Annotated in this window: 20 protein-coding genes and 1 other RNA gene; 15 read left to right on the top strand and 6 right to left on the bottom strand. The window is 68.5% G+C overall.

Annotation, left to right across the window (positions count from 1 at the left end):
* Positions 1 to 156: 156 nt before the first annotated feature.
* From ASC79_RS16915 to flhA, 12 genes are all read left to right on the top strand, one after another.
* Positions 157 to 597: a universal stress protein gene (locus tag ASC79_RS16915; protein ID WP_056021803.1), complete on the top strand. Its 441-nt coding sequence runs from the start codon at positions 157 to 159 to the stop codon at positions 595 to 597.
* 77 nt (positions 598 to 674) lie between these two features.
* Positions 675 to 1,038: a transfer-messenger RNA gene (gene ssrA, locus ASC79_RS20840) on the top strand.
* A 108-nt stretch (positions 1,039 to 1,146) separates the two neighbouring features.
* Positions 1,147 to 1,626, top strand: coding sequence for an SspB family protein (locus ASC79_RS16910; protein WP_056021806.1), 480 nt, complete (start codon positions 1,147 to 1,149; stop codon positions 1,624 to 1,626).
* Between the two features lie 10 nt (positions 1,627 to 1,636).
* Positions 1,637 to 2,104, top strand: coding sequence for a PaaI family thioesterase (locus tag ASC79_RS16905; RefSeq protein ID WP_056021809.1), 468 nt, complete (start codon positions 1,637 to 1,639; stop codon positions 2,102 to 2,104).
* A gap of 1 nt (position 2,105) precedes the next feature.
* Positions 2,106 to 2,888, top strand: a complete 783-nt coding sequence (locus ASC79_RS16900) for a C13 family peptidase (protein ID WP_156378373.1) — start codon at positions 2,106 to 2,108, stop codon at positions 2,886 to 2,888.
* 110 nt (positions 2,889 to 2,998) lie between these two features.
* On the top strand, positions 2,999 to 5,209 hold the full coding sequence (locus tag ASC79_RS16895; protein WP_056021812.1) for a serine hydrolase: 2,211 nt from the start codon (positions 2,999 to 3,001) through the stop codon (positions 5,207 to 5,209).
* Positions 5,210 to 5,360: 151 nt separating this feature from the next.
* The gene (fliF, locus tag ASC79_RS16890) at positions 5,361 to 7,007 is read left to right on the top strand and encodes a flagellar basal-body MS-ring/collar protein FliF (protein WP_056021815.1); all 1,647 of its coding nucleotides are present in this window, start codon (positions 5,361 to 5,363) and stop codon (positions 7,005 to 7,007) included.
* A complete protein-coding gene (gene fliG / locus ASC79_RS16885; protein ID WP_056021818.1) occupies positions 7,004 to 8,029 on the top strand; it encodes a flagellar motor switch protein FliG in 1,026 nt (341 codons plus the stop codon). The genes fliF and fliG overlap by 4 nt, the downstream gene beginning before the upstream one ends.
* A complete protein-coding gene (locus ASC79_RS16880) occupies positions 8,029 to 8,679 on the top strand; it encodes a flagellar assembly protein FliH (protein ID WP_056021821.1) in 651 nt (216 codons plus the stop codon). The genes fliG and ASC79_RS16880 overlap by 1 nt, the downstream gene beginning before the upstream one ends.
* Positions 8,680 to 8,684: 5 nt before the next feature.
* Complete coding sequence (gene fliN, locus ASC79_RS16875; protein ID WP_056021824.1) at positions 8,685 to 9,023, top strand: flagellar motor switch protein FliN; 339 nt, start codon at positions 8,685 to 8,687, stop codon at positions 9,021 to 9,023.
* A 29-nt stretch (positions 9,024 to 9,052) separates the two neighbouring features.
* Positions 9,053 to 10,420 carry a sigma-54-dependent Fis family transcriptional regulator gene (locus tag ASC79_RS16870; protein WP_056021826.1) on the top strand — a complete coding sequence of 456 codons (1,368 nt, stop codon included), beginning with the start codon at positions 9,053 to 9,055 and terminating at the stop codon, positions 10,418 to 10,420.
* Between the two features lie 11 nt (positions 10,421 to 10,431).
* Positions 10,432 to 12,528, top strand: coding sequence for a flagellar biosynthesis protein FlhA (gene flhA, locus ASC79_RS16865; RefSeq protein WP_056021829.1), 2,097 nt, complete (start codon positions 10,432 to 10,434; stop codon positions 12,526 to 12,528).
* Positions 12,529 to 12,531: 3 nt separating this feature from the next.
* Here the strand turns inward: flhA and ASC79_RS16860 are convergent, their stop codons facing one another.
* Entirely contained in the window at positions 12,532 to 13,038 is a 507-nt protein-coding gene (locus tag ASC79_RS16860; RefSeq protein WP_082532182.1) for an N-acetyltransferase, read from the bottom strand.
* Between the two features lie 194 nt (positions 13,039 to 13,232).
* Between ASC79_RS16860 and ASC79_RS16855 the strand changes: the two genes are divergently transcribed.
* Complete coding sequence (locus tag ASC79_RS16855; protein WP_056021835.1) at positions 13,233 to 13,631, top strand: DUF4282 domain-containing protein; 399 nt, start codon at positions 13,233 to 13,235, stop codon at positions 13,629 to 13,631.
* On the opposite strand, the gene ASC79_RS16850 is transcribed toward ASC79_RS16855, so the two are convergent.
* The 4 genes from ASC79_RS16850 to ASC79_RS16835 all read right to left on the bottom strand — a co-directional run bounded on the left by ASC79_RS16850 (position 13,628) and on the right by ASC79_RS16835 (position 17,650).
* Positions 13,628 to 14,656, bottom strand: coding sequence for an endo-1,4-beta-xylanase (locus ASC79_RS16850; protein WP_056021838.1), 1,029 nt, complete (start codon positions 14,654 to 14,656; stop codon positions 13,628 to 13,630). The genes ASC79_RS16855 and ASC79_RS16850 overlap by 4 nt on opposite strands.
* Positions 14,657 to 14,679: 23 nt before the next feature.
* Positions 14,680 to 15,093 carry a hypothetical protein gene (locus ASC79_RS16845; RefSeq protein ID WP_056021841.1) on the bottom strand — a complete coding sequence of 138 codons (414 nt, stop codon included), beginning with the start codon at positions 15,091 to 15,093 and terminating at the stop codon, positions 14,680 to 14,682.
* Positions 15,090 to 16,427 carry a flagellar protein export ATPase FliI gene (gene fliI / locus ASC79_RS16840; protein ID WP_056021844.1) on the bottom strand — a complete coding sequence of 446 codons (1,338 nt, stop codon included), beginning with the start codon at positions 16,425 to 16,427 and terminating at the stop codon, positions 15,090 to 15,092. Before fliI ends, ASC79_RS16845 begins: the two co-directional genes overlap by 4 nt.
* A gap of 80 nt (positions 16,428 to 16,507) precedes the next feature.
* Positions 16,508 to 17,650: an SDR family oxidoreductase gene (locus ASC79_RS16835; protein ID WP_082532181.1), complete on the bottom strand. Its 1,143-nt coding sequence runs from the start codon at positions 17,648 to 17,650 to the stop codon at positions 16,508 to 16,510.
* 329 nt (positions 17,651 to 17,979) lie between these two features.
* Here ASC79_RS16835 and ctrA point away from each other — a divergent pair, with 329 nt between their 5' ends.
* Positions 17,980 to 18,675 carry a response regulator transcription factor CtrA gene (gene ctrA, locus ASC79_RS16830; RefSeq protein ID WP_056021847.1) on the top strand — a complete coding sequence of 232 codons (696 nt, stop codon included), beginning with the start codon at positions 17,980 to 17,982 and terminating at the stop codon, positions 18,673 to 18,675.
* A gap of 115 nt (positions 18,676 to 18,790) precedes the next feature.
* Complete coding sequence (locus ASC79_RS16825; RefSeq protein ID WP_156378374.1) at positions 18,791 to 21,166, top strand: M20/M25/M40 family metallo-hydrolase; 2,376 nt, start codon at positions 18,791 to 18,793, stop codon at positions 21,164 to 21,166.
* Between the two features lie 4 nt (positions 21,167 to 21,170).
* On the opposite strand, the gene ASC79_RS16820 is transcribed toward ASC79_RS16825, so the two are convergent.
* Positions 21,171 to 21,770, bottom strand: a complete 600-nt coding sequence (locus ASC79_RS16820) for a YceI family protein (protein WP_056021852.1) — start codon at positions 21,768 to 21,770, stop codon at positions 21,171 to 21,173.
* Positions 21,771 to 21,877 lie beyond the last annotated feature (107 nt).

The following is a 21,877-nucleotide window of genomic DNA, read 5'->3' as shown; positions in this document are numbered from 1 at the left end:
GGCGGAATAGTCACTTAGAGTTGAGGCCCAGGCTGCTGTTATGGCGCCGCTCCGCGCAACCTATGTAGTTTAGCGGAATTGGAATTGCGGCGTTCAGATGTGAATACTTTGCGGCGTCGTACCTGACGGCGCCCTGGCTCGACGAATGGAGACAACATGTACAAGCACGTCCTCATCTCCACTGATGGTTCCGAAGTCGCCAAGAAGGGCGTCGATCAAGGTCTGGCTCTCGCCAAGGCGCTGGGCGCGAAGGCGACCGTGATCACCGTCACCGAGTCGTTCCCGGTCTACGCCAGCGCCGCCGGCGGCTGGATCCCGACCGAAATGGGCAACTACGACGAAATCCAGAAGGAATACGCCGACCGCGTCCTCGCCGCCGCGAAGACCCAGGCCGAGGGCCTCGGCGTCGTGGCGACCACGCTGCACGTGCCGAACTCGCAGCCGGCCGAGGCGATCATCGAGAACGCCAAGTCGCAGGGCTGCGACGTGATCGTCATGGCCTCGCACGGCCGCCGCGGCCTCGGTCGCCTGATCCTCGGCAGCCAGACGTCCGAAGTGCTTTCGCGCAGCTCCGTCCCGGTGCTGGTCGTCCGCTGACGGCCCGCGCCGTCAGGCGCTCCTGAGGCCTGCCCGGCCGCTGGCTAAAACGCTCATCCACCATTCCGTCGTCGGAAGTTCTTCAAAAGCCGGCGCGCGCGCCCTATATTGAGCGCGTCGGGGCTTGCCCCGACTATGGAGATAAACGCGCACATAATAAGCGGACTGGACCCGGGTGCGATTCCCGGCGGCTCCACCAATCTTCCCCGGTCGTTATCGCCGGAAAGCATGGGGCCGATCAGCATCGACAGACGTCTAAAGGTGTTGCTTTCTCTCGGCTTGGCCCACCGTTTCGGGCTTTAAACTAAATGCGAACGATAACTTCGCTGAAGAAGTCCGTCTGGCCGCGTAAGCGGTTCGATAGATTTCGACCTAAACTCCTAGCGTCTTAGCAGCGCTAGGCGGGGCCCGGAGGGGGCCTTGCAACAGAACCCCTCCACCTTCACCTCGCCTATCCTGCGATTCAACGCCGCCTGCGGCGAGAGCCGCCTTGCGCGCCGACGCCGAAACGCTACCCTCCGCACCTGTTTCAGTACCCTCGGAGTTTCGATGGCCCAAGACCCGCCGGCCCCAGATCAAATGCACTACGAAGCCATGGCCCAAGAGGCTCTGCGCGGCGTGGTGAAGGCCGCGTTGAAGCGAGCTGCGGCGCCGGAAGGCCTGCCGGGCGCGCACCACTTCTACATCACGTTCAAGACCGAGGCGCCGGGCGTCTCGGGCCCTAACGATCTGCTGTCGAAATACCCGGACGAGATGACCATCGTCCTGCAGCACCAATACTGGGACCTGGCGCCGGGCGAGACCTTCTTCTCGGTCACCCTGAAATTCGGCGGCCAGCCCAAGCGCATGTCGGTGCCCTATGCGGCGGTGACGCGCTTCTACGATCCCAGCGTCCAGTTCCTGCTGCAGTTCGAAGCTCCAGCGGTCGCCGCCACCCTGCCGACGGCCGAACCGCCGCCCGAGCCGACCGAACCGGCCGATCCCAACGCGCCCAACGTCGTCTCGCTCGACACCTTCCGGAAGAAGTGACCGCGCCCAGATGACCGACGTCGCCGCCGAGCCCGAAGTCCTGACGGACGAAGCCATCCTGGCGCGCTTCCAGCGCTCGAAGAACCAGCCCACCGGCTCCCAGACCCTCGGCTTCCGGATCGTCGCGGTCAGCCAGGCCGACAAGTCGGTCGAGGTCGAGTTCGAGGCCAAGCCCGAACTGCTGCTGAACCCGATGAAGCAGATCCAGGGCGGCTATCTCTGCGCCATGCTCGACGAATGCATGTCGGTGGCCTGCATGGTCGCCTCGGGCATGACCCACGTCGCGCCGACCGCCGAGATGAAGACCACCTTCTTCCGGCCCGCCATGCCCGGAAAGCTCAAGGGGATCGGCAAGGTGGCCAAGTGGGGCCGCACCATCGCCTTCACGGAGGGCGAGCTCTACGACTCCGATGGCCGGCTCCTGGCGAAAGCGACGGGAACGGCGGTGCCAACGCCCTTCCAGCGCTACAAGAGCTGAGATGTTGAAACGCGCTGGCATCGTCGGCGCGTTTTTCATTTGGGCCTTTGCCGCGGCCCTGCCTTCCGTTGCGTCAGCTCAGGCGGGCCCGTTCAGCGACTGGGCGGCGGTGGTCATCGCCGGCGACTTCCACGGCAGCAACGGCGGCCCGACCGAAGCCTTCGACAACGCCCGCCGCGACGTCTCCAAGGAGTTGCAGCGGCTCGGCTTCGCCGGCGAGAACATCGTGCAGTTCTCGGTCCGGCCCGACCGCTACAAGGACAAGCCGCTCAAGTCGGACACCCTGGCGATCTACCGCTCGCTCAACGAGCTCTCGACCAAGACCAAGTCCGGCTGCCTGCTCTATTTGACCTCGCACGGCGCGCCCCAGGGGGTGGTCGTCGACCGACAGATCCTGACGCCGGGCCTGCTCGGCAGGATCCTGGACGCCACCTGTCAAAACCGGCCGACAGTCGTGATCATGTCAGCCTGCTTTTCCGGGATCTTCGTGCGCCCGCTGGCCCATCCGAACCGGATGATCCTGACCGCCGCGCGCCCCGACCGCACCTCGTTCGGATGCGGCGAGGACAACGTCTATCCGTTCTTCGACGACTGCGTTCTGAAGTCGAGCCCCGCGGCCCGCGACTTCGCCGCCCTCGCCAGCGCGGTGAAGACCTGCGTGGCCGTGCGCGAGGTGGCCGAGGGCATGAAGCCGCCCTCCGAACCCCAGATCTGGATCGGCGGCGAGCTGCGCCCGATGCTGCCGCTCTACACCTTTCCGACCGGCCCGCCGGGCGGTGACTGAACAGTGATCCACGGCCTGATCGTCGCAGGCCGCAACCTCTCTAGCGCCCCGCGCGCGCGGCGCCCTACAAGAGGACTCGTGGGGCAACAGGGGCCAGCGGGTAATCGTCCATGCGTTTGATCTTCAAGGCCGTCTTCGCCGCTGCTTTCGCCTGCGCGGCCACCGCGGCGACAGCCCAGGACGCCGCCCAGACGCCGCCCCCAGCGGCCGCGCCGACGCCGGCGGCGGCGGCGCCGGCTGTCAATCCGCGCGGCCCGATTCCCTACACCGCCCTGCAGCGCCAACAGCGGCCGCGCCCGGCCGCTCGCCCTGCAGCCGCCGCGGCCGCGCCTGTCGCTGGAGCCGCCGCCGCCACGACCGTGACGACGGCCTCGCCCAGCGCCCCCCTGACCTCGGCGCCGGCCCTGCCCCTTGCCCCCTCCGGCGCGCGGCTGACGCCCGGCGAGATCATCCCGCCGGCTGAGCTGGAAGCCTATGTCGACGGCGTCGTCCGCGGCGCCATGGCCCGCGACCACATCGCCGGCGTCACGGTCTCGGTCGTCCAGAACGGCCAGGTCGTGCTCAAGAAGGGCTATGGCCTCGCCGGCCTCTCGCCGGCCCGGAAGGTCGACGCCGACCAGACCCTGTTCCGCGTCGGGTCCATCTCCAAGACCTTCACCTGGATCGCCCTGATGAAGGAGATCGAGGCCGGCCGCATCCGCCAGGACGCGCCGATCAACCTCTATCTCCCCGAGCGCCTGCAGGTGCGCGACCAGGGCTTCCGCACGCCCGTGCGCGTGATCAATCTGATGGACCACTCGCCGGGCTTCGAGGACCGAGCCCTCGGCCACCTCTTCGAGCGCAACTTCGACCGAGTCCGGCCGATGGCCGACTATCTGCGCCAGGAGCGTCCACGCCGCGTGCGCGCGCCCGGCTCGGCCTCGGCCTATTCCAACTACGGCGCGGCCCTCGCCGGACAGGCGGTTTCGTACGTGGCCGGCAAGCCGTTCGAGCGACTGATCGAGGAGACCATCTTCCTCCCGGCCGGCATGAACAGCACCAGCTTCCGCGAACCGCATCCGCCCAGGACCGGTATTCCGGGGCCGATCCCGCAGCGCCTCGGCGACAACATCTCGGAAGGCTACCGTTGGACGCCGTCGGGCTTCGTCGCCCGTCCGTTCGAGTTCATCAGCCAGATCGCGCCGGCCGGTTCGGCGTCCTCGACCGCCGCCGACATGGCCCGCTACATGCAACTGCTGCTGAACGGCGGCACGCTGGACGGCGCGGTGATCTACGGCCCCGTCGCCGCCCAGGCCTTCCGCACCCCGATCCGCAAGACGTCGCAGGGCGTCAACGGCTGGCGCCACGGCTTCGTCGAGTACGCGCTGCCGGGCGGTCGCACGGGCTTTGGCCATGCCGGCGGCACGCTGTCGTTCCTGTCGAACATGGTGGTCGTCCCCGACCTCAACCTCGGCGTCTTCATCAGCACCAACACCGAGACCGGCGGCGACCTCGCCATGGGCCTGGCGGGCGACGTCGTGCAGCAGTTCTACGTCGCGCCCGAGACCTTCCCGCGCAAGGGCTCGCGGGCGTTGGCCGAACGCGGCCGCGACTTCTCCGGCTACTACGTCGGCACGCGCCGCGCCTATCGCGGGCTGGAGGGCATGGTCGGGCTGTTGATCGGCGGGGCGTCCGTCAGCGTCACGCCCGACGGCTACCTGGTCGTCGCCAGCAACGGCAAGACCCGCACCTACGTCCCGCAGGGCGACCTGTCCGAGGGCCGGTTCATCTCCACCACCGGCTCCGACCACCTCGCCTTCGCCATCGACGGCGGCCGCGCCCACAGCTTCCAGTCCACCTTCGGCGACCAGACCTTCGAGCGCACCGGCTTCTGGAAGCGGCCGGGCGTGCTCGCCATGGGCGCGGGTCTCGTCGGCCTGGCCGCCCTGGCGACCATCGGCGGGCTGTTCCTGCGCAATCGCCGCGACTTCCGCGAAACCGGCATCCAGCGTCAGGCCAGCCTTCTGCAGACCACCCAGGCGGTGCTTTGGCTGACCGCCCTGGCCCTGTTCGGCGTCTGGGCCGCCCGCGCGGCCGACATCGCCAACGTCATGTACGGATGGCCGGGCGCAGCGCTGACCATCGCCTCGGCCTGCGTGCTGGTCGCCGCAGCCCTCACTCTGGGCGGGCTGATCCTGATGCCGGCGATCTGGCGCGGCGGTCGGCGGGTTGATTCGTGGACGGCGCTGCGCAAGGCGGCGTTTACGTTTACCGCCCTGCTCTATGGCGCCTTCACAGTGATGCTTGGCCTCTGGGGCGCGCTTACCCCTTGGAGTGGTTGATTTTTCTCAACCATAGAGAACAAGATTCTTCCACGAATTGAGGCGTTAACGCCCCAAATGTAAACGCGTCGTTTACCAAGCACTGGGTAAATCCTGCCTAGCGGCGGGCGAGTGAGCGTCCGTCCCGCGTACCCCGGGAAGGACGCCCGCGTTGAACAACTTCGTCGCCGCCCTGCAGAGGTTCGGAATAGGACGACTGGCGGCCATCCTGGGGATCGGGGTCGGCGTCGCCGCCGCGCTGATCGCGCTCACGATGAACCTGGGCGAGCCCAAGGCCCTGCTCTATTCGAACCTCGACCTGAAGGAAGCCGGCTCCATCACCACGGCCCTCGACCAGGCCGGGGTGAAATACGAGGTCAAGGGCGACGGCTCGACCATCATGGTGCCGCGCGACAAGGTCGCCTCGACCCGCCTGCTGCTGTCCAGCAAGGGCCTGCCCACCTCCGGCTCGGTCGGTTACGAGATCTTCGACGAGGCCAGCGCGCTCGGCCAGACCGACTTCGTCCAGCAGCTCAACCGCCAGCGCGCCCTGGAAGGCGAGCTGGCGCGCACGATCCAGAGCCTGGACGGCGTCACCTCGGCCCGCGTTCACCTGGTACTGCCCAAGCGCCAGCTGTTCGAGGAAGAAGCCGAACAGCCCTCCGCCGGCGTGACCATCGGGGTCGGCGGCCGCGCGCCCTCCTCCGACCAGGTCCAGGCCATCCAGAACCTGGTCTCCAGCGCCGTTCCGAACCTGAAGCCCGGCCGCGTCACCGTCGTCGACCAGCACGCCAAGACGCTGTCGGCCGGCGAAGACGGTTTCGGCACCCAGGCCGCCGACGGCCGCCGCAGCGAAGTCGAACAGCGCATCGCCAAGACCGTCACCAAGCTGGTCGAGGGCGTCGTCGGCCCCGGCAAGGCGCGCGTCAACGTCACCGCCGACCTCAACCTCGCCCGCGTCACCGTCCAGCAGGAGACTTTCGACCCTGACGGTCAGGTGGTCCGCTCCGAGACGACCAACGAGGAAAACGCGCAGGAAAGCCAGCCCGACGCCAACGGCGCGGTGTCGGCCAGCGCCAACATCCCCGGCGGAGTCGGCGCCAACGGCGAGGCGATGAACCAGTCCGCCAGCGGCCGCACGGAATCGACCACCAACTACGAAATCTCCAAGACCGTCCGCACCGAGGTCCAGGAACCCGGCGAGATGAAGCGCCTCTCGGTCGCCGTCGCCGTCGATGGCGCGACCGCGCCGGGCGCCGAAGGCAAGCCGGGCGCCTACACCCCCCGCACCGCCGAGGAGATGCAGCGCATCGAACAGCTGGTCCGCACCGCCGTCGGCTTCAACGCCGACCGGGGCGACCAGGTGACCGTCGTCAACGTCCGCTTCCCGACCGCCGACGCCGAAGGCGGCGTCGAGACCGCCAACCCGCTGATGGGCTTCGACAAGAACGACATCATGCGCGCCGTCGAGCTGGGCATCCTCGGCCTCGTCGCGGTGCTGCTGATCTTCTTCGTGGTCCGCCCGCTGCTGAAGCCGTCGTCGGGCGGCCTGCCCGCGCTGACCACCGCCGGCGGGCCTTCCGTGACCCGGCTGGTGACCACCGCCGACGGCCAGCCGATGCAGATCCAGGTCGACCCGGCCACCGGCCAGCCCCTGGCCTTGCCCGGCCCCGGCAACGAGCTGGACCAGCGCATCGACATCGCCCGCATCGAGGGCCAGGTGAAGGCCTCCTCCGTCAAGCGCGTGTCCGAGTTCGTCGAGACCCATCCGGAGGAGTCGGTCTCGCTGCTGCGCACCTGGCTGCATGAAACCACATGAGCGGGCGCCTGAAGACCATCAACGACGCGACCAAGCTGAGCGGGCCCGAACGCGCGGCCGTGGTGCTGCTCGCGCTCGGCGAAGAGCACAAGACGATCTGGGAGCACCTGGACGAAGAGGAGATCAAGGAGATCTCCCAGGCGATGGCCGGCCTCGGCACCGTCTCGTCCAGCGCCGTCGAGCAGCTGCTGGTCGACTTCATCTCCGGCATGTCCGGCGCCGGCGCGATCATGGGTTCGTTCGAACAGACCCAGCGCCTGCTGCAGGCCTTCCTGCCGCCCGACAAGGTCGACTCCCTCATGGAGGAGATCCGCGGTCCCGCCGGCCGGACCATGTGGGACAAGCTGGGCAACGTGAACGAGGCGGTGCTCGCCAACTATCTGAAGAACGAGTACCCGCAGACCGTCGCCGTCGTGCTGTCGAAGGTGAAGTCCGACCATGCCGCCCGCGTGCTCGCCGCGCTGCCGGAAGACTTCGCCCTGGAATGCGTCACCCGCATGCTGCGCATGGAGCCGGTGCAGCGCGAGATCCTCGACAAGATCGAGCAGACCCTGCGCACCGAATTCATGTCGAACCTGGCGCGGACCTCCAAGCGCGACAGCCACGAGATGATGGCGGACATCTTCAACGCCTTCGATCGACAGACCGAGGCGCGCTTCATCGCCGCCCTGGAAGAGCGCAATCGCGAAAGCGCCGAGCGCATCCGCGCCCTGATGTTCGTGTTCGAGGACCTCTCCAAGCTCGATCCGGGCGGGGTGCAGACCCTGCTGCGCAACGTCGAGAAGGACCAGATCGGCCTGGCGCTCAAGGGCGCGTCCGACAGCCTGCGCGAGATGTTCTTCTCCAACATGTCCGAGCGCGCCGCCAAGATCATGCGCGAAGACATGGAAGGCATGGGGCCGGTGCGTCTGCGCGACGTCGATCAGGCCCAGATGGCCATGGTCCAGGTCGCCAAGGACCTGGCCGCCAAGGGCGAGATCATGCTGGCCGGCGCCGGCGGCGACGATGAGCTGATCTACTGATGACCAGCACGCCCCATCAGAAGTTCGGTTTCGACACGGTGTTCGACAACGCCGGCGACGTCGCCTACGCCGCCCAGCGGCCCAAGCGCCTGTTCCCCGCCGACGAGGTGGAGGTGCTCCGCGCCCAGGCCTTCGCCGAGGGTGAGCGCCAGGCCCTGGCCTCGATGGCCGCCCTCCAGGCCCAAGCCCTCTCGCAGATCGCCGGCAGCGTCGGTCAGGCCCTGCCCAAGCTGGCCGGGGTCGCGCACGAACACCGCGTGGGTTCGGCCGAACTCGCCCTGGCCTGCGCCCGCGCGATCGCCGACGCCGCCCTCGCCAAGTTCCCGCAGGCTCCGATCCAGGCGGCCCTGGAGAGCCTGGCGCGCGAGATCGAAGCCGCCCCGCGTCTCGTCGTGTCGGTCGGCGCCGATCTGGCCGAGGGAACGCAGGCGGCGCTCGAGGAGACCGCCCAGGCGATCGGCTATGGCGGCGCCATCCAGGTTCGTCCCGCGCCCGGCGTCGGACCGTCCGCATTCACGCTCGACTTCGGCGACGGCTCGGCCGCGTTCGATCCGGCCGCGGCGGCCGCACGTGTGGCTGCGGCCCTGGAAGCGGCGCTCGCCGCCGAAGGGCTGCACGCCGAACCCCTTATCCCCGGAAGCGAAAGCTGACCGCCATGTCCGACAACGACCTCAAGCTCGACGAATTCGGCCCGACCGACATGCCCATGGCCGACATGGGCATGGACATGGAGGACAAGACCGCCAGCGATCTGGCCCCGGTCTTCGACGTCCCGGTCTCGATCTCGGCCGTGCTCGGCCGCGCCACCATGTCGGTGTCCCAACTGCTGCAGCTGCAGTCGGGCAGCGTCCTCGACCTGGACCGCAAGGTCGGCGAGGCGATCGACATCTACGTGAACAACCGGCTGGTCGCCCGCGGAGAGGTCGTCATCGTCGATGACCGCCTGGGCGTGACCATGACCGAAATCATCAAGGACGGCGACACGCAGGGCTGAGGCTCTGAGGGTCAGTAGGAGATAGTGCTATGCGGCTTTTGGTCGTCGGAAAACTGAACGGACAGCTCTCCAACGCCGTGAAGATGGCGATGACGGCGGGCGCCAAGGTCAGCCACGTTGAGACCATCGAGGCGGCCACCCACGCCCTACGCGCCGGACAGGGCGCGGACCTGCTGCTGGTTGACTACGACCTCGACATCGCCGCGTTGATCGAAGCCAACGAAGGCGAGCGCATCCGCGTGCCGGTGGTCGCCTGCGGCGTCGATCCCGACGCCCAGAAGGCCGGCGACGCGATCCGCGCGGGCGCCAAGGAATTCATCCCGCTGCCGCCGGACGCCGAGATGATCGCCGCCGTCCTGGCCGCCGTCTCCGACGACGAAAAGCCGATGATCGTCCGCGATGCGGGCATGCAGTCGGTGATCGGCCTGGCCGACCAGGTCGCGCCGTCCGAGGCCTCCATCCTGATTACCGGCGAAAGCGGCTCGGGTAAGGAAGTCATCGCCCGCTACGTGCACCAGAAGTCGCGCCGCGCCAGCCGTCCCTTCATCTCGGTCAACTGCGCCGCGATCCCCGAGAACCTGCTGGAAAGCGAGCTGTTCGGCCACGAGAAAGGCGCCTTCACGGGCGCCGTCGCCCGCCGCATCGGCAAGTTCGAGGAAGCCAACGGCGGCACGCTGCTGCTCGACGAAATCTCCGAGATGGACGCCCGCCTGCAGGCCAAGCTGCTGCGCGCCATCCAGGAGCGCGAGATCGACAGGGTCGGCGGCGCCAAGCCGGTGAAGGTCGACATCCGCATCCTCGCCACCTCCAACCGCGACCTGGCCCAGGCCGTGAAGGACGGCACGTTCCGCGAGGACCTGCTCTATCGCCTCAACGTCGTGAACCTGCGCCTGCCGCCGCTGCGCGAGCGCCCGGGCGACGTCGTCGCGCTGGCCGAGTTCTTCATCCGCAAGTACGCCAAGGCCAACGGCATGCCCGAGCGGCCGCTCTCTGCCGAGGCCAAGCGCCGCCTGGCCGCCCACCGTTGGCCGGGCAACGTCCGCGAGCTCGAGAACGCCATGCACCGCGCGGTGCTGCTGGCCTCCGGCCCGGAGATCGAGGAAGGCGCCATCCGCCTGCCCGACGGCCAGCCGCTAGCCGCCCCCGATCCCGCCGCCCGCGCCGCCCAGACCGCGGCCGACGCCGCCGAGGCCGTGACCCGCACCTTCGTCGGCCAGACCGTGGCCGACATGGAGCAGCGGCTGATCATCGACACCCTGTCGCACTGCCTGGGCAACCGGACGCATGCCGCCAACATCCTCGGCATCTCGATCCGCACCCTGCGCAACAAGCTGAAGGAATACACCGAGGCCGGCGTCCCGGTGCCCGCCCCGCAGATGGGCGCCAGCGCGGCCTGAACGAGTAACCCATGACCGACGCTTCGCTTTCCTCCTCGGCCCGCCCCTCGCCCCGCGAAATGCTGGGCTGGCTGTTGAAGGGCGAGGTCGCCCTGGCGCTCGGCGTCATCGGCATCGTCATCCTGCTGATCCTGCCGATCCCGCCGTTCGTGCTGGATCTGCTGCTGGCCATCTCGATCACCTCGTCGGTGCTGATCCTGATGACCTCGCTTCTGATCAAGAAGCCGTTGGAATTCACCGCCTTCCCGACCGTTCTGCTGGTCACCACCCTGTTCCGCCTGGGGCTGAACATCGCCTCGACGCGCCTGATCCTCGGTCACGGCCACGAAGGCGCTCACGGGGCCGGCAAGATCATCGAGGGCTTCGGCAAGCTGATGATGGGCGGCAACTTCGTCATCGGGGTGATCGTCTTCATCATCCTGGTGATCGTGAACTTCGTCGTCATCACCAAGGGTTCGGGCCGGATCGCCGAAGTCGCCGCCCGCTTCACGCTGGACTCGATGCCCGGCAAGCAGATGGCGATCGACGCCGACCTGTCCGCCGGCCTCATCGAGGAGAACGAGGCCAAGGTCCGCCGCAAGGAGCTGGAGCAGGAATCGACCTTCTTCGGGGCCATGGACGGCGCCAGCAAGTTCGTGCGCGGCGACGCCGTCGCCGGCCTGATCATCGTCGCCATCAACATCATCGGCGGCATCCTGATCGGCGTCGTCCAGCACAAGGTTCCGATCGGCCAGGCCGCGTCGTCCTACACGATCATGACCATCGGCGATGGCCTGGTCAGCCAGATCCCCGCCCTGATCATCTCCATCGCCGCCGGCTTCCTGGTGTCGAAGGCCGGCGTCGACGGCTCGGCCGACAAGGCGCTGGTCGCCCAGTTGGCCATGAACCCGATCAGCCTGGGCATGGTCTCGGCCTCGGCCGGCGTGCTCGCCCTGATCCCGGGCATGCCGATCATCCCGTTCGCCGCCCTCGCCGCGGGCGCGGGCTTCCTGTCCTGGCGCCGCGCCCAGCAGGCCGCAGCGCCGCCCCCGGTCGAGATCGTTCCCGCCGCCACGTCCGCCGCCCAGGACCAGGAAGAGCCGATCAGCCAGGCCCTGGCCATCGACGAGATCAAGATCGAGCTGGGCTACGGCCTTCTGCCGCTGATCAACGACCTCGAAGGCCGCCGCCTGACCGACCAGATCAAGGCCCTGCGCCGCACCCTGGCCCAGGACTTCGGCTTCGTGATGCCGGCCGTGCGCATCCTCGACAACATGCGCCTGCCCTCGCAGGGCTACATGATCCGCATCAAGGAGATGGAAGGCGGCGGCGGCGAGGTCCGGCTCGGCTCGCTGATGGCCATGGATCCCTCCGGCGGGCAGGTCGACCTGCCCGGCGAACACATGCGCGAACCGGCCTTCGGCCTGCCCGCCACCTGGATCGACGACTCCCTGCGCGAGGAGGCGACGTTCCGCGGCTACACCATCGTCGATCCGGCCACCGTGCTGACCACGCACCTGACCGAGATCCTCAAGGAGAACATGCCCGACCTGCTCTCCTACGCCGAGGTCCAGAAGCTCCTGAAGGAGCTGCCGACCGAGCAGAAGAAGCTGGTCGACGACCTGGTCCCCAGCGTCGTCTCGGCGACCACCATCCAGCGCGTGCTGCAGGCTCTGCTGCGCGAGCGTGTCTCGATCCGCGACCTGCCCGCCATCCTGGAAGGCATCGGCGAAGCCGCGCCGCACACCTCCTCGATCACCCTGCTGGTCGAACAGGTCCGCGGCCGCCTGGCCCGCCAGCTCTCCTTCGCCTATCGCGGCGACGACGGCGCCCTGCCGATCATCACCATGTCGGGCGAGTGGGAGAACGCCTTCGCCGATGCGCTGATCGGCTCAGGCGAGGAAAAGCAGCTGGCCCTGGCTCCGTCGCGCCTGCAGGACTTCATCCGCGCCGTCCGCGACAGCTTCGAGCGCGCCGCCCTGGCCGGCGACAGCGCCGTGCTGCTGACCAGCCCGCAAGTCCGGCCCTACGTCCGCTCGATCATCGAACGCTTCCGCGGCCAGACCCCGGTCCTCAGCCAGAACGAGATCCATCCGAAGGCGCGTCTCAAGACGGTCGGTCAGATCTAGGGCTCAGCCCAGCGGCTTGGCGAAGATCAGCTGCGGCCCAAAGCCCTCTTCGTGACGGCCGCCGGTGTCCATGAAACCGATCTTCCGATAGGCCTCGATGGCGGCGACATTGCGGGCGTTGACCGCCAGCATCAGCTGCGGCTGCACCGGTCGCTCGCGCACGAACCAGTCCTCGAGCAGGCTGATGCAGCGCCGTCCGACGCCCTTGCCCTGAAAGCCCGGCCGAACTCGGAAATTATGCAGGCTCACCGTGCCCGGTGGTGCCCATGGAGGCCGGCGCAATCCCTCGCGCAGAACGAAGAACCCAACGACCTCGCCGCCGGGCTCGACCACCGCAAAACCCTGCTCCAGGCCCACGGCGTCGCTCTCGTTCAATCGTCCGAAGACCTCGTCCAGACTGCCGGCGAACGCTTCCTGCTCAGGCGGCAGGCCGATGACCTCGACCACGTCGCGGTCGGCTCCCGAGATCGGCTCAAGTCTCCAATCGGCGGCTTGTGTCGTCGTGCCCATGACCAAAGGCTAACACGCATTCGGCGAATGTCGTCATCCGAGCCGCGCCGAATGGTCCAGGCGGCGATCAAATCCAGCTCACCAGACCGCCCCAGCCAGGGCATGCGGCTCGACGGGCGTTGCAGGCGCGCGCCCCGGCTGATAGCGATTTGCCCCTGGCGCGGTCGATTGGGCCGCGAAGCGTTGGAAATCGAATGCGGCGACCTGCTTCCCCGACCCGGCGCGGCCCGGGCAGCTCGATCTTCTGGGATCTGCTGACCTTCGAGCGCCTGATGACCAACCAGGTGATTCATCTCATCTATTGGGCGGGCCTGGGGGTCATCGCGCTGATCGCGTTCGGTACGGTCGGCGCCGCAGTCGGCGTGGCCCTGCGCGAGGAAAGCTGGATCGGCGTGATTCTGGCGATCCCGGTGCTCGTGGCCGGCCTGCTTGTCGTCGGCGGCTTGATCCTGCTTTGGCGCTCGTTCTGCGAACTCTATGTCGCCCTCTTCCGCCTGAGCGACGACCTTCACGCCCTGCGCCAGGCGGCCGACGCCGCCGAGCAGACTCCGCGCGCCGCGCCGCGTCAGCCCGCGCCCGGCCCGCTGAACTAGCGCAGTCCGTTGATCCAGGCGACGGCCGCCGCCTTGGGTCGGCCTTCGTCGTCGAACAGCAGCGGCCGATCGCGTGCATCCTCGCGTTTGAGCCAGGAGTCGGCGTCGCGAAGCCCCCAGTGCGTGAAGGCGAAGCGCTGCTGAGCCGGCAGGCTGGAGAACGCCTCGGCCGCCTCGGCGTAGACCCGCGCCTGTCCGGCTTCCAGCTTGGCCTTGTCCCGCAACAGTCCCCCGGCGCGGCTCAACGAGACATCCAGCTCCGAGAGATGCACCGGCAGACCGAGGCTGGCGAGATCCTTGATCGCATCGGCCAGCGCGCCGGGCGCCAGATCGGCGGCGACATGGGTCTGGGTGCCTACGCCGCCCAGCGGCGCGCCCGCCTTCAGCAGGGCCTCGGCCAGCTTGAGGAAGGTCGTCCGCTTCTTCGGGATGTTCTCTAGGTTGTAGTCGTTGAGGAACAGCACCGCGTCGGGATCGGCCTCACGCGCATACTGAAAGGCCAACACCATGTGCTCCAGCGGCCCCAGGCGCTCTGACCACAGGCAGTTGCGCCAGCCCTCGCCATCCTCGGCCACCGCCTCGTTGACCACGTCCCAGCCCGTCGCCTGGCCGCGATAGCGTCCGACCACCGCCGTGATGTAGTTGCGATAGGCCGCGTCGAACGCGATCCGACCGGTGTCCAACTGCTTGAAGGCCTCCGGCTCCTGCGCGTACCAGACCAGGGTATGGCCGAAGAACCGCATGCCATGGGCGCGGGCGAAGGCGGCGATCTTGTCGGGCGCCTCGAAGCGCAGAGAGCCGTCGTCGCGGACGATGTACTCCATCTTCATCTCCCACTCGGCGGTGAGTTGGGAGACCTGGCTCGCGATCAGCGGCGCGAGATTGGGGTCGTCGAGCTGAAGCGCCTGAACACAGGTTCCGACCGGGAACGGAGCCACGGACTTCAGCGCCGGCAGCTCCAGGGTCGCGGCCCGCGCCTCAGGCTTCTGGCCGCACGCGGCCAGCGCCAGCGCCGAGCCGATCATGGCACGGCGCGAGACGTCCGGCGTCACCGGCCGCCGGCCGCTCGCCGCAGGCCGAGTTCGTCGAGCGCCGCCGTTTCCAGCCGCGCAGCTTCCTTGACCTGGGCCAGGCGGATGCCTTCGGCCACCTGCTCGTACTTCTTCTGCTCTTCGAAGGCCAAGGCCAGGGCGTCGCGGGCGCCGGCCTCCTCGACGGCGATGCGGTCGATGTCGACCTGCACCATCGCCTTGCGGGTGCGAAGGCCTTCCCAGAACCCGACCTGATACCAGCCGGCTTCGGCGTCCTGCCGCGCCCGGGCCGCCTCGGCCTCGCCTTCGGCCTCCAGGAACGCCAGCTTCATTTCCATCTGCATCCGACGGTCGGCGATCTCGCCAAGCCGCTTCTGCAGGATCTCGACCTCATAGGTCGAGAGTTTGATCAGGGACTGCGCCCAGCTCATGCGGCTTCACCGTTCAGGATGTGGGCGAGGATGTTGAAACTGTCGTCCAGGCTCGTGGCCTCGTCCTTGTCCTGGCCGAGGAACGCCTCGAGCGCGGGATTGAGGGCGATGGCCCGGTCGACCTGCGGGTCCGCCCCGGCGCGATAGGCGCCAATGCGGATGAGTTCTTCCATGTTCGCATAGGCCGACAGCGACTGCCGCGCAGCCTTCACGATCTCGCGCTCGTGCGGCAGATGGCAGCCGGGCATGGTCCGGCTGATCGACTTCAGCACGTTGATCGCCGGGAAACGTCCGCGCTCGGCGATGCTGCGCTCCATGACGATGTGCCCGTCAAGGATGCCGCGCACGGCGTCGGCGATCGGTTCGTTGTGGTCGTCGCCATCGACCAGCACCGTGAAGATGCCGGTGATCGGTCCCGCCGTCGTGCCGTCGGGCCGGATCGGCCCGGGTCCCGCCCGCTCGAGCAGCTTGGGCAGTTCGGTGAAGACGGTCGGCGTATAGCCCTTGGTGGTCGGCGGTTCGCCGGCGGCCAGCCCGATCTCGCGCTGGGCCATGGCGAAGCGGGTGACGCTGTCCATCATGCAGAGGACTTCAAGGTCCTGGTCGCGCAGGAACTCGGCGATGGCCAGGGTCATGTAGGCGGCCTGCCGGCGCTTCAGCGCCGGCTCATCGGAGGTGGCGACCACGACGATGGCGCGCTTCAGCCCCTCTTCGCCCAGGGTCTCCTCGATGAACTCGCGGACCTCGCGGCCCCGCTCGCCGATCAGGCCGACGACCACCGCGTCGCAGTCGGACTGCTTGGCCAGCATCGACAGCAGCACGGACTTGCCGACGCCGGAGCCGGCGAACACGCCCAGGCGCTGTCCGCGGCAGCAGGTGGTGAAGACGTTCATCGAGCGCACGCCCAGGTCCAGGCGCTCGCCCACCCGGCCGCGCGCATGGGCGGCCGGCGGCGCGGCGCGCAGCGGGTATGCCGCCATGCCCTGCGGCAGCGGCCCGAGGCCGTCGATAGGCTCGCCGAAGGCGTCGATGATCCGGCCCAGCCAGGCCGTCGTCGGCCGCACGGCGGAGCCCTGAGGTTCGATGCGGATCTCCGCGCCCGGCGCCACGCCCTCGACCGGGCCGAACGGCATCAGCAGCGCGCGGGTCTCGCGGAAGCCGACCACTTCAGCGGCCAGCGGTTTGTCGGCCCGGCGCTCGATCTCGGCGCGCGCGCCGACCGCCAGGCGCGTCAACCCGCCGCGAGCCTCGATCAGGAGGCCGTTCACAGCCGCGACGCGACCGGAGACGGTGAGCGGATCAATCCGCTCCACAGCAGCGACAAGGCTACGCAATAGAGACCCCAGCGGTCAGATTCGACCGCCGGCAGAATCCGCCCGGCGCCGTTAACCCCCGATGAAGATTCGGGCGGTCGTCAGCGAAGCGCGGCGGCCAATCGCGCCGCCCTGCCCGGATGACGCGCGACCAGCTTGGCGGCGGCCGCGGGACGCCGCATCGCGGCCCTCAGCAGGATCGGGCGAGCGGCCTTGGCGAGCATAGGCCGGGCATTGCGCGACAAGGTCTCACGGCCCAGGAAAGCTGCGATCCCGACCACGGCCAGGGCGCCCAGGCCGATGGTGAGGCCCGGCCGCTTCTGGGCCTCGGTGTAGACGCTGAAGCGGCGGCCCTTCAGGTGCTCGCTCTCGGTCAGGCCGTCGATGCCGGGCTGATGCAGGCTGTCACGAGACGGCTTGTCGCCGCGCCGGCGGCTCATCGGGGGCATCGCCCACGCCAGCACCTTGTCGACCAGGATCGGCGCAGCGGCCGAGCCGACGGCCATCGGACGGGCGCCCGAGCCGACCGCGATGTCGCGCACCGGATGGACCGCAGCATGCAGGATGGCGTCGGCGACCACGTCCGGCGCATAGCGCGGCGGCGGGACGGAGGCGGCCTCGTCCATCAAATTTCGGGCGTGGTCGGCGAACGGGGTCGAAACGCTCGACGGCTTGATCAGCGTGACCGAGACCGGCGCCTTGTCGCGCAGGACTTCCAGCCGCAAGGCATCGGTGAAGCCTTTCACGGCGTGCTTGGAGGCCGAGTAGGCGCCCATCAGCGGCGCCGCAACATCCGACAGGGCCGAACCGACATTGATCACCGCGCCCGGCCGTCCGTTCGTCCGGAAGTGCTTCACCGCCTCCAGCGATCCGTTGACCACGCCGAAGTAGTTCGTGCGGAAGAGCCGCTCGTGATCGGCCTGCGAGGTCTCGGTGAGCTCGCCATAAAGGCCGACGCCGGCGTCGTTGATCCAGGTGTCGAAGCGCTCGAACCGCGCCACCGCCGCCCGGGCGATCTTTTCCACGTCCTCAGGTTCGCCGACGTCGGCGACCACCGCATGCGCGCGTCCGCCCTGGGCGTTGATGTCTTCACAGATGGCCCGCAGGGCGTCTCCGTTGCGGGACGCCAGCACCACCGCCGCGCCGGCCTTCGCGGCCTTGCGCGCGGTCGCCAGGCCGATGCCCGACGATGCTCCAGTGATGACGATGACCTGTTCGGCGAGCGGCTTCAGTTTTACGGCCATGATATTCCTTGGACTTTAGGGACGCCTCGGGGTTCCAGGTCCAAACGAGCCGGCGCCGTGACCGTTCCGTTCGCCCCTCGCGGTTAAGATGGCGGCCGCCGCGCATCCGGCGTTCGCCCCGCAAGTCCAATCACGAAAGATTCAACGGCCGTGAGACTCGCCTCCGGAGGCCGGCGCTTGTCGGCGATTCCCGAACCGAGTTAACGATTCTGCCGAAGGTGCTTCACCATTAACCGGTCATAAATTAACTCGCTGGCAAGTTAACAGCGAGGATCGGGGCGGATTGCCCGAAATCGTAAGTTTTAGCGCTACCGTTCGAGGAGGAACTGATGCGCGTTCTGTTGATTGAAGACGACAGCGCCACGGCGCAAAGCATCGAGCTGATGCTCAAGTCCGAGGGGTTCAACGTCTATACGACGGACCTCGGGGAAGAGGGCGTCGATCTGGGCAAGATCTACGACTACGATCTTATCCTGCTCGACCTGAATCTGCCCGACATGAGCGGCATGGACGTTCTGCGCACCCTGCGGGTGGCGAAGATCAACACGCCGATCATGATCCTGTCCGGCACGGCCGAGATCGACACGAAGGTTAAGACCTTCGGCGCCGGCGGCGACGACTACATGACCAAGCCGTTCCACAAGGACGAACTGGTCGCCCGCATCCACGCGGTGGTCCGTCGCTCCAAGGGCCACGCCCAATCGGTCATCAAGACCGGCGACATCACGGTGAACCTCGACGCCAAGACCGTCGAAGTGAACAACAGCCGCGTCCACCTGACCGGCAAGGAATACCAGATGCTGGAGCTGCTCTCGCTCCGCAAGGGCACCACGCTCACCAAGGAAATGTTCCTGAACCACCTCTACGGCGGGATGGACGAGCCGGAACTGAAGATCATCGACGTCTTCATCTGCAAGCTGCGCAAGAAGCTGGCCGCGGCCGCCGACGGCAAGCACCACATCGAAACCGTCTGGGGCCGCGGCTACGTGCTGCGCGACCCGCATGAGAGCGCCGTGGCGGCCTGACCGGGCCCCACGCTCCACTAGACGACAGAACGCCCGCCGCTCCATCCGGCGGGCGTTTTCGTTTTGCGCCGGTTCCAGGCTAGGCTCGCACGCAACAGTTCGCGGGGAGGCGGCGTTGGGAAGATCTATCGCACTGATCGTGTGCCTGGCGGTCGCGTTCCTGATCGCCTGGGCGCAGGAGCGCACCCCGCCCCCCGCGGCGACCAACGCGCCCGCCAACGCCTTCTCCGCGGCCCGTGCGATGGCCGACGTCGAGATCATCGCCAAGGTCCCCCACCCGATCGGCAGCGCGGCCAACGCCGCCGTGCGCGACCATCTCGTCGCCCGGATGTCGGCGCTAGGCCTGCAGCCGCAGGTCCAGCGCACCCAGGTCCTGCGCCAGGACGGCCAATGGATCGCCGGCGGAACGGTCGAGAACGTCATCGGCGTGCTGCCCGGCCTCGATCGCACCCTCCCCGCCGTGGCCGTAATGGCGCACTACGACAGCGTCCCCGGGTCGCCAGGCGCCGCCGACGATGCGGCCGGAACCGCCGCCGCCCTCGAGATCGCCCGCGCGCTCAAGGCCAAGGGCCAGCCGGCCCGGGACGTCATCCTGCTGATCACCGATGGCGAAGAGAGCGGCCTGCTCGGTGCCCAGGCTTTCTTCGACCAGCATCCGCTGGCGCCCCGCGTCAGCTTCCTGCTCAACATGGAAGCGCGCGGCGGCGGCGGCCGCGCCCAGATGTTCCAGACCGGCGCCGACAACGCCGGCACGATCGAGCTCTTCCGCAAGAGCGCGCCTGCGCCGCTCGCCTCGTCGCTGACAGTCTTCCTTTACGAGCACATGCCCAACGACACCGACTTCTCGGTGTCCAAGGCCAAGGGCGTGCCTGGGCTGAACTTCGCCTTCATCGGCAGCCAGTTCGACTACCACGCCGCCACCTCGACGTCGGCTAACCTGGACAAGGGCTCCCTGCAGCATATCGGCGAGCAGGTCCTGGCCGCCACGGACGCCGCCGCCTACGCCGCCACGCTTCCGGCCAAGGGGCCTAACCTCGTCTACGCCAACACCTTCGGCGGTCACCTCCTCGCCTACCCGGCCGCCTTCGGCTGGATCGCGGTGGCGGCTTCGGCGCTGCTGCTGACCCTGGCCATGCTGCGCGCCCGCCGCGCCCAGGCCCTGAGCCTGCTGGACACGCTTAAGGGCATGGGCGCCGGGCTCTTCGTCCTGACCTTCGCCGCCGCGGTGTTCCGCCTTGCACGCTTCGCCACGGGGGCCGAGTTCGGCTTCCTGGAGCAGCACGTCCTGCTGGCCCAGGCCGGCCGCTGGGAGGTCGCTCTCGCCCTTCTCGGCGTCGGCGCGCTGCTGCTGGCCGCCGCCGCCGCCGGACGCGGCCGCACCCGCATGGCCGCAGCCGTGCTCGCCCTCATCGTCGGCGCCGCATGCTCGGCGTTCGGACACGTCGATGTCGCGGGCCTAGTGCTGGGTGTCGTCGCCGCCGTCCTCGCCCTGCTCTGCTTCGGTCGCCCGACTGGCGTCGCCGGGGCCTGGGCCGGGGTGCTGGCCAGCGGCCTGCTGATCGCCATCGCCCTGCAAGTCGCCGCGCCGACGACCGCCTTCCTCGCCGCCTGGCCGCTGGCCCTGGCGACCCTGTCGGCCGCCCTCACCGGCCTGGGCGCGAAACGCAATCTGCCGGTCCTGGCCGTGCTGACCATCGCCGGGATCCTGGGCCTCTCCTGGCTGCTGGCGTTCGGGCACGGGATCTTCCAGGGCCTGGACCAGCCCGAACTGCTGGCCGTGATCACCTGGCTCGCCGCCTGGACGCTCTGGCCCCTGGCCCAGCCGGCCGAGGACCAGAAGGGCGCCCGCATGGCCGCGCTGGCGGTCATGCTGCTGGGCGTCGTCGCCGTCGGCGTGGTCCGCCTGGATCCGCCATGGACCGAACGCCACCCGCAGGTCACCCACATCGCCTACCACCTCGACCGAGAGAACGGCCGCGCCCATCGGTTCAGCGACGCGCCAGGCCTGCCCGACTGGACGCGCGGCGTCCTCCGCGTCGATGGCGGGACGGTGGAGAAGACGAAGCTGCCAGGCCTGCGCCGCAGCGCGGTCTGGGCGGCCAAGGCCGACCCGGTCGCGATCCCGCCGGGCGGCGTCGAGTTCACGCGCCAGCCGGACGGCGGCTACCGGCTGCATGTGGCCGCGCCGGGCGCGCGCACGCTGGCGCTACGCCTCGACACCACCGCCAAACTGGAGGGAGCGGCCATCAACGGCCATCCGATCAAGCCGCCCGCGGGCGGCTCCGTCCGGATCGGGTGGGAGGCCCAGACTGACGGGCTCACCCTGACCTTCCGCGCCCCCAGCCCGGGAGCGATCGAGGTCGGCTATTCAGCGACGTTCGACCAATGGCCGGCGGAAGCGAAGCCCTTGCCCGCTCGCCCCGCCGACCTGATGGCCTTCGGAACCTCGGGCGCGACCGTCGTCGGCGGCGCCCGAAGGTTCACCTGGTAGCGCCTTATTTCTCGAAGGCGGCGGTGATCTTCAGATCGACGTCGTCGCCGACCACCGGCAGGGCGTAGCCCAGGCCGAATTCGCTGCGCTTGATCTTGGCGGTGGCTTCGAAGCCGACGGTCGCCGCCTTGCTCATCGGATTGGTCCCGGCGCCGGTCAGCTTGGCGTCCAGCACGACCGGCTTGGTCACGCCCTTCAGGGTCAGGTCGCCGGTGATCTTGGCGGTCTGGCCGTCGACGACCACCGAGGTCGAGACGAACTTCGCGGTCGGGAACTTCTCGACTTCGAACAGGTCCTTGCTGGCGAGGTGCTTGGTGAAGGCCGGCGAGGTCGTGGTCGAGCCGGACATCGGGATGTCGATGACCACCTTGGCGGCCGACGGATTGGCCGGGTCCAGGGTCAGGCTGCCGATCATCTCGCCGAACATCCCGTAGAGGATCGAGAAGCCCATGTGGTTCAGCGACCAGACCACCTGGGTGTGATGGCCATCGACCTTGTAGGTCGCCGCGGCGATGCGCGAGGCGTCCGGTGCGCCGGGCATCTGGGCGAAGGCCGGGGTGGCGATCAGCATCGCCATGCTCGCGGCCGCGAGAAGCTTCTTCATTGTCTGCAGTTCTCCGAAGTGGAATGGCCCAGATCGGACCTAGATCGAGCCGCACCCGCCGTCCGTCAAGGACAAGCGCTGCTTTTCACAAGACCGTAGCAGGTCTG

The sequence above is a fragment of the Phenylobacterium sp. Root1290 genome, from assembly GCF_001425305.1.
GTDB lineage: Bacteria > Pseudomonadota > Alphaproteobacteria > Caulobacterales > Caulobacteraceae > Phenylobacterium.
The sequence above is the reverse complement of the archived record's forward strand: the minus strand, read 5'-3'. Positions and strand labels throughout refer to the sequence as shown.

Bases quoted from the DNA above. Each gene is read 5' to 3' on its own strand.
- ASC79_RS16880 (WP_056021821.1), top strand. From the start codon at position 8,029: ATGACCAGCACGCCCCATCAGAAGTTCGGTTTCGACACGGTGTTCGAC.
- ctrA (WP_056021847.1), top strand. From the start codon at position 17,980: ATGCGCGTTCTGTTGATTGAAGACGACAGCGCCACGGCGCAAAGCATC.
- flhA (WP_056021829.1), top strand. From the start codon at position 10,432: ATGACCGACGCTTCGCTTTCCTCCTCGGCCCGCCCCTCGCCCCGCGAA.
- ASC79_RS16905 (WP_056021809.1), top strand. From the start codon at position 1,637: ATGACCGACGTCGCCGCCGAGCCCGAAGTCCTGACGGACGAAGCCATC.
- fliG (WP_056021818.1), top strand. From the start codon at position 7,004: ATGAGCGGGCGCCTGAAGACCATCAACGACGCGACCAAGCTGAGCGGG.
- ASC79_RS16845 (WP_056021841.1), bottom strand. From the start codon at position 15,093: ATGAGCTGGGCGCAGTCCCTGATCAAACTCTCGACCTATGAGGTCGAG.
- ASC79_RS16855 (WP_056021835.1), top strand. From the start codon at position 13,233: ATGCGGCGACCTGCTTCCCCGACCCGGCGCGGCCCGGGCAGCTCGATC.
- ASC79_RS16850 (WP_056021838.1), bottom strand. From the start codon at position 14,656: ATGATCGGCTCGGCGCTGGCGCTGGCCGCGTGCGGCCAGAAGCCTGAG.
- fliN (WP_056021824.1), top strand. From the start codon at position 8,685: ATGTCCGACAACGACCTCAAGCTCGACGAATTCGGCCCGACCGACATG.
- ASC79_RS16910 (WP_056021806.1), top strand. From the start codon at position 1,147: ATGGCCCAAGACCCGCCGGCCCCAGATCAAATGCACTACGAAGCCATG.
- ASC79_RS16895 (WP_056021812.1), top strand. From the start codon at position 2,999: ATGCGTTTGATCTTCAAGGCCGTCTTCGCCGCTGCTTTCGCCTGCGCG.
- ASC79_RS16915 (WP_056021803.1), top strand. From the start codon at position 157: ATGTACAAGCACGTCCTCATCTCCACTGATGGTTCCGAAGTCGCCAAG.
- ASC79_RS16820 (WP_056021852.1), bottom strand. From the start codon at position 21,770: ATGAAGAAGCTTCTCGCGGCCGCGAGCATGGCGATGCTGATCGCCACC.
- ASC79_RS16860 (WP_082532182.1), bottom strand. From the start codon at position 13,038: ATGGGCACGACGACACAAGCCGCCGATTGGAGACTTGAGCCGATCTCG.
- ASC79_RS16900 (WP_156378373.1), top strand. From the start codon at position 2,106: ATGTTGAAACGCGCTGGCATCGTCGGCGCGTTTTTCATTTGGGCCTTT.
- ASC79_RS16835 (WP_082532181.1), bottom strand. From the start codon at position 17,650: ATGGCCGTAAAACTGAAGCCGCTCGCCGAACAGGTCATCGTCATCACT.
- ASC79_RS16870 (WP_056021826.1), top strand. From the start codon at position 9,053: ATGCGGCTTTTGGTCGTCGGAAAACTGAACGGACAGCTCTCCAACGCC.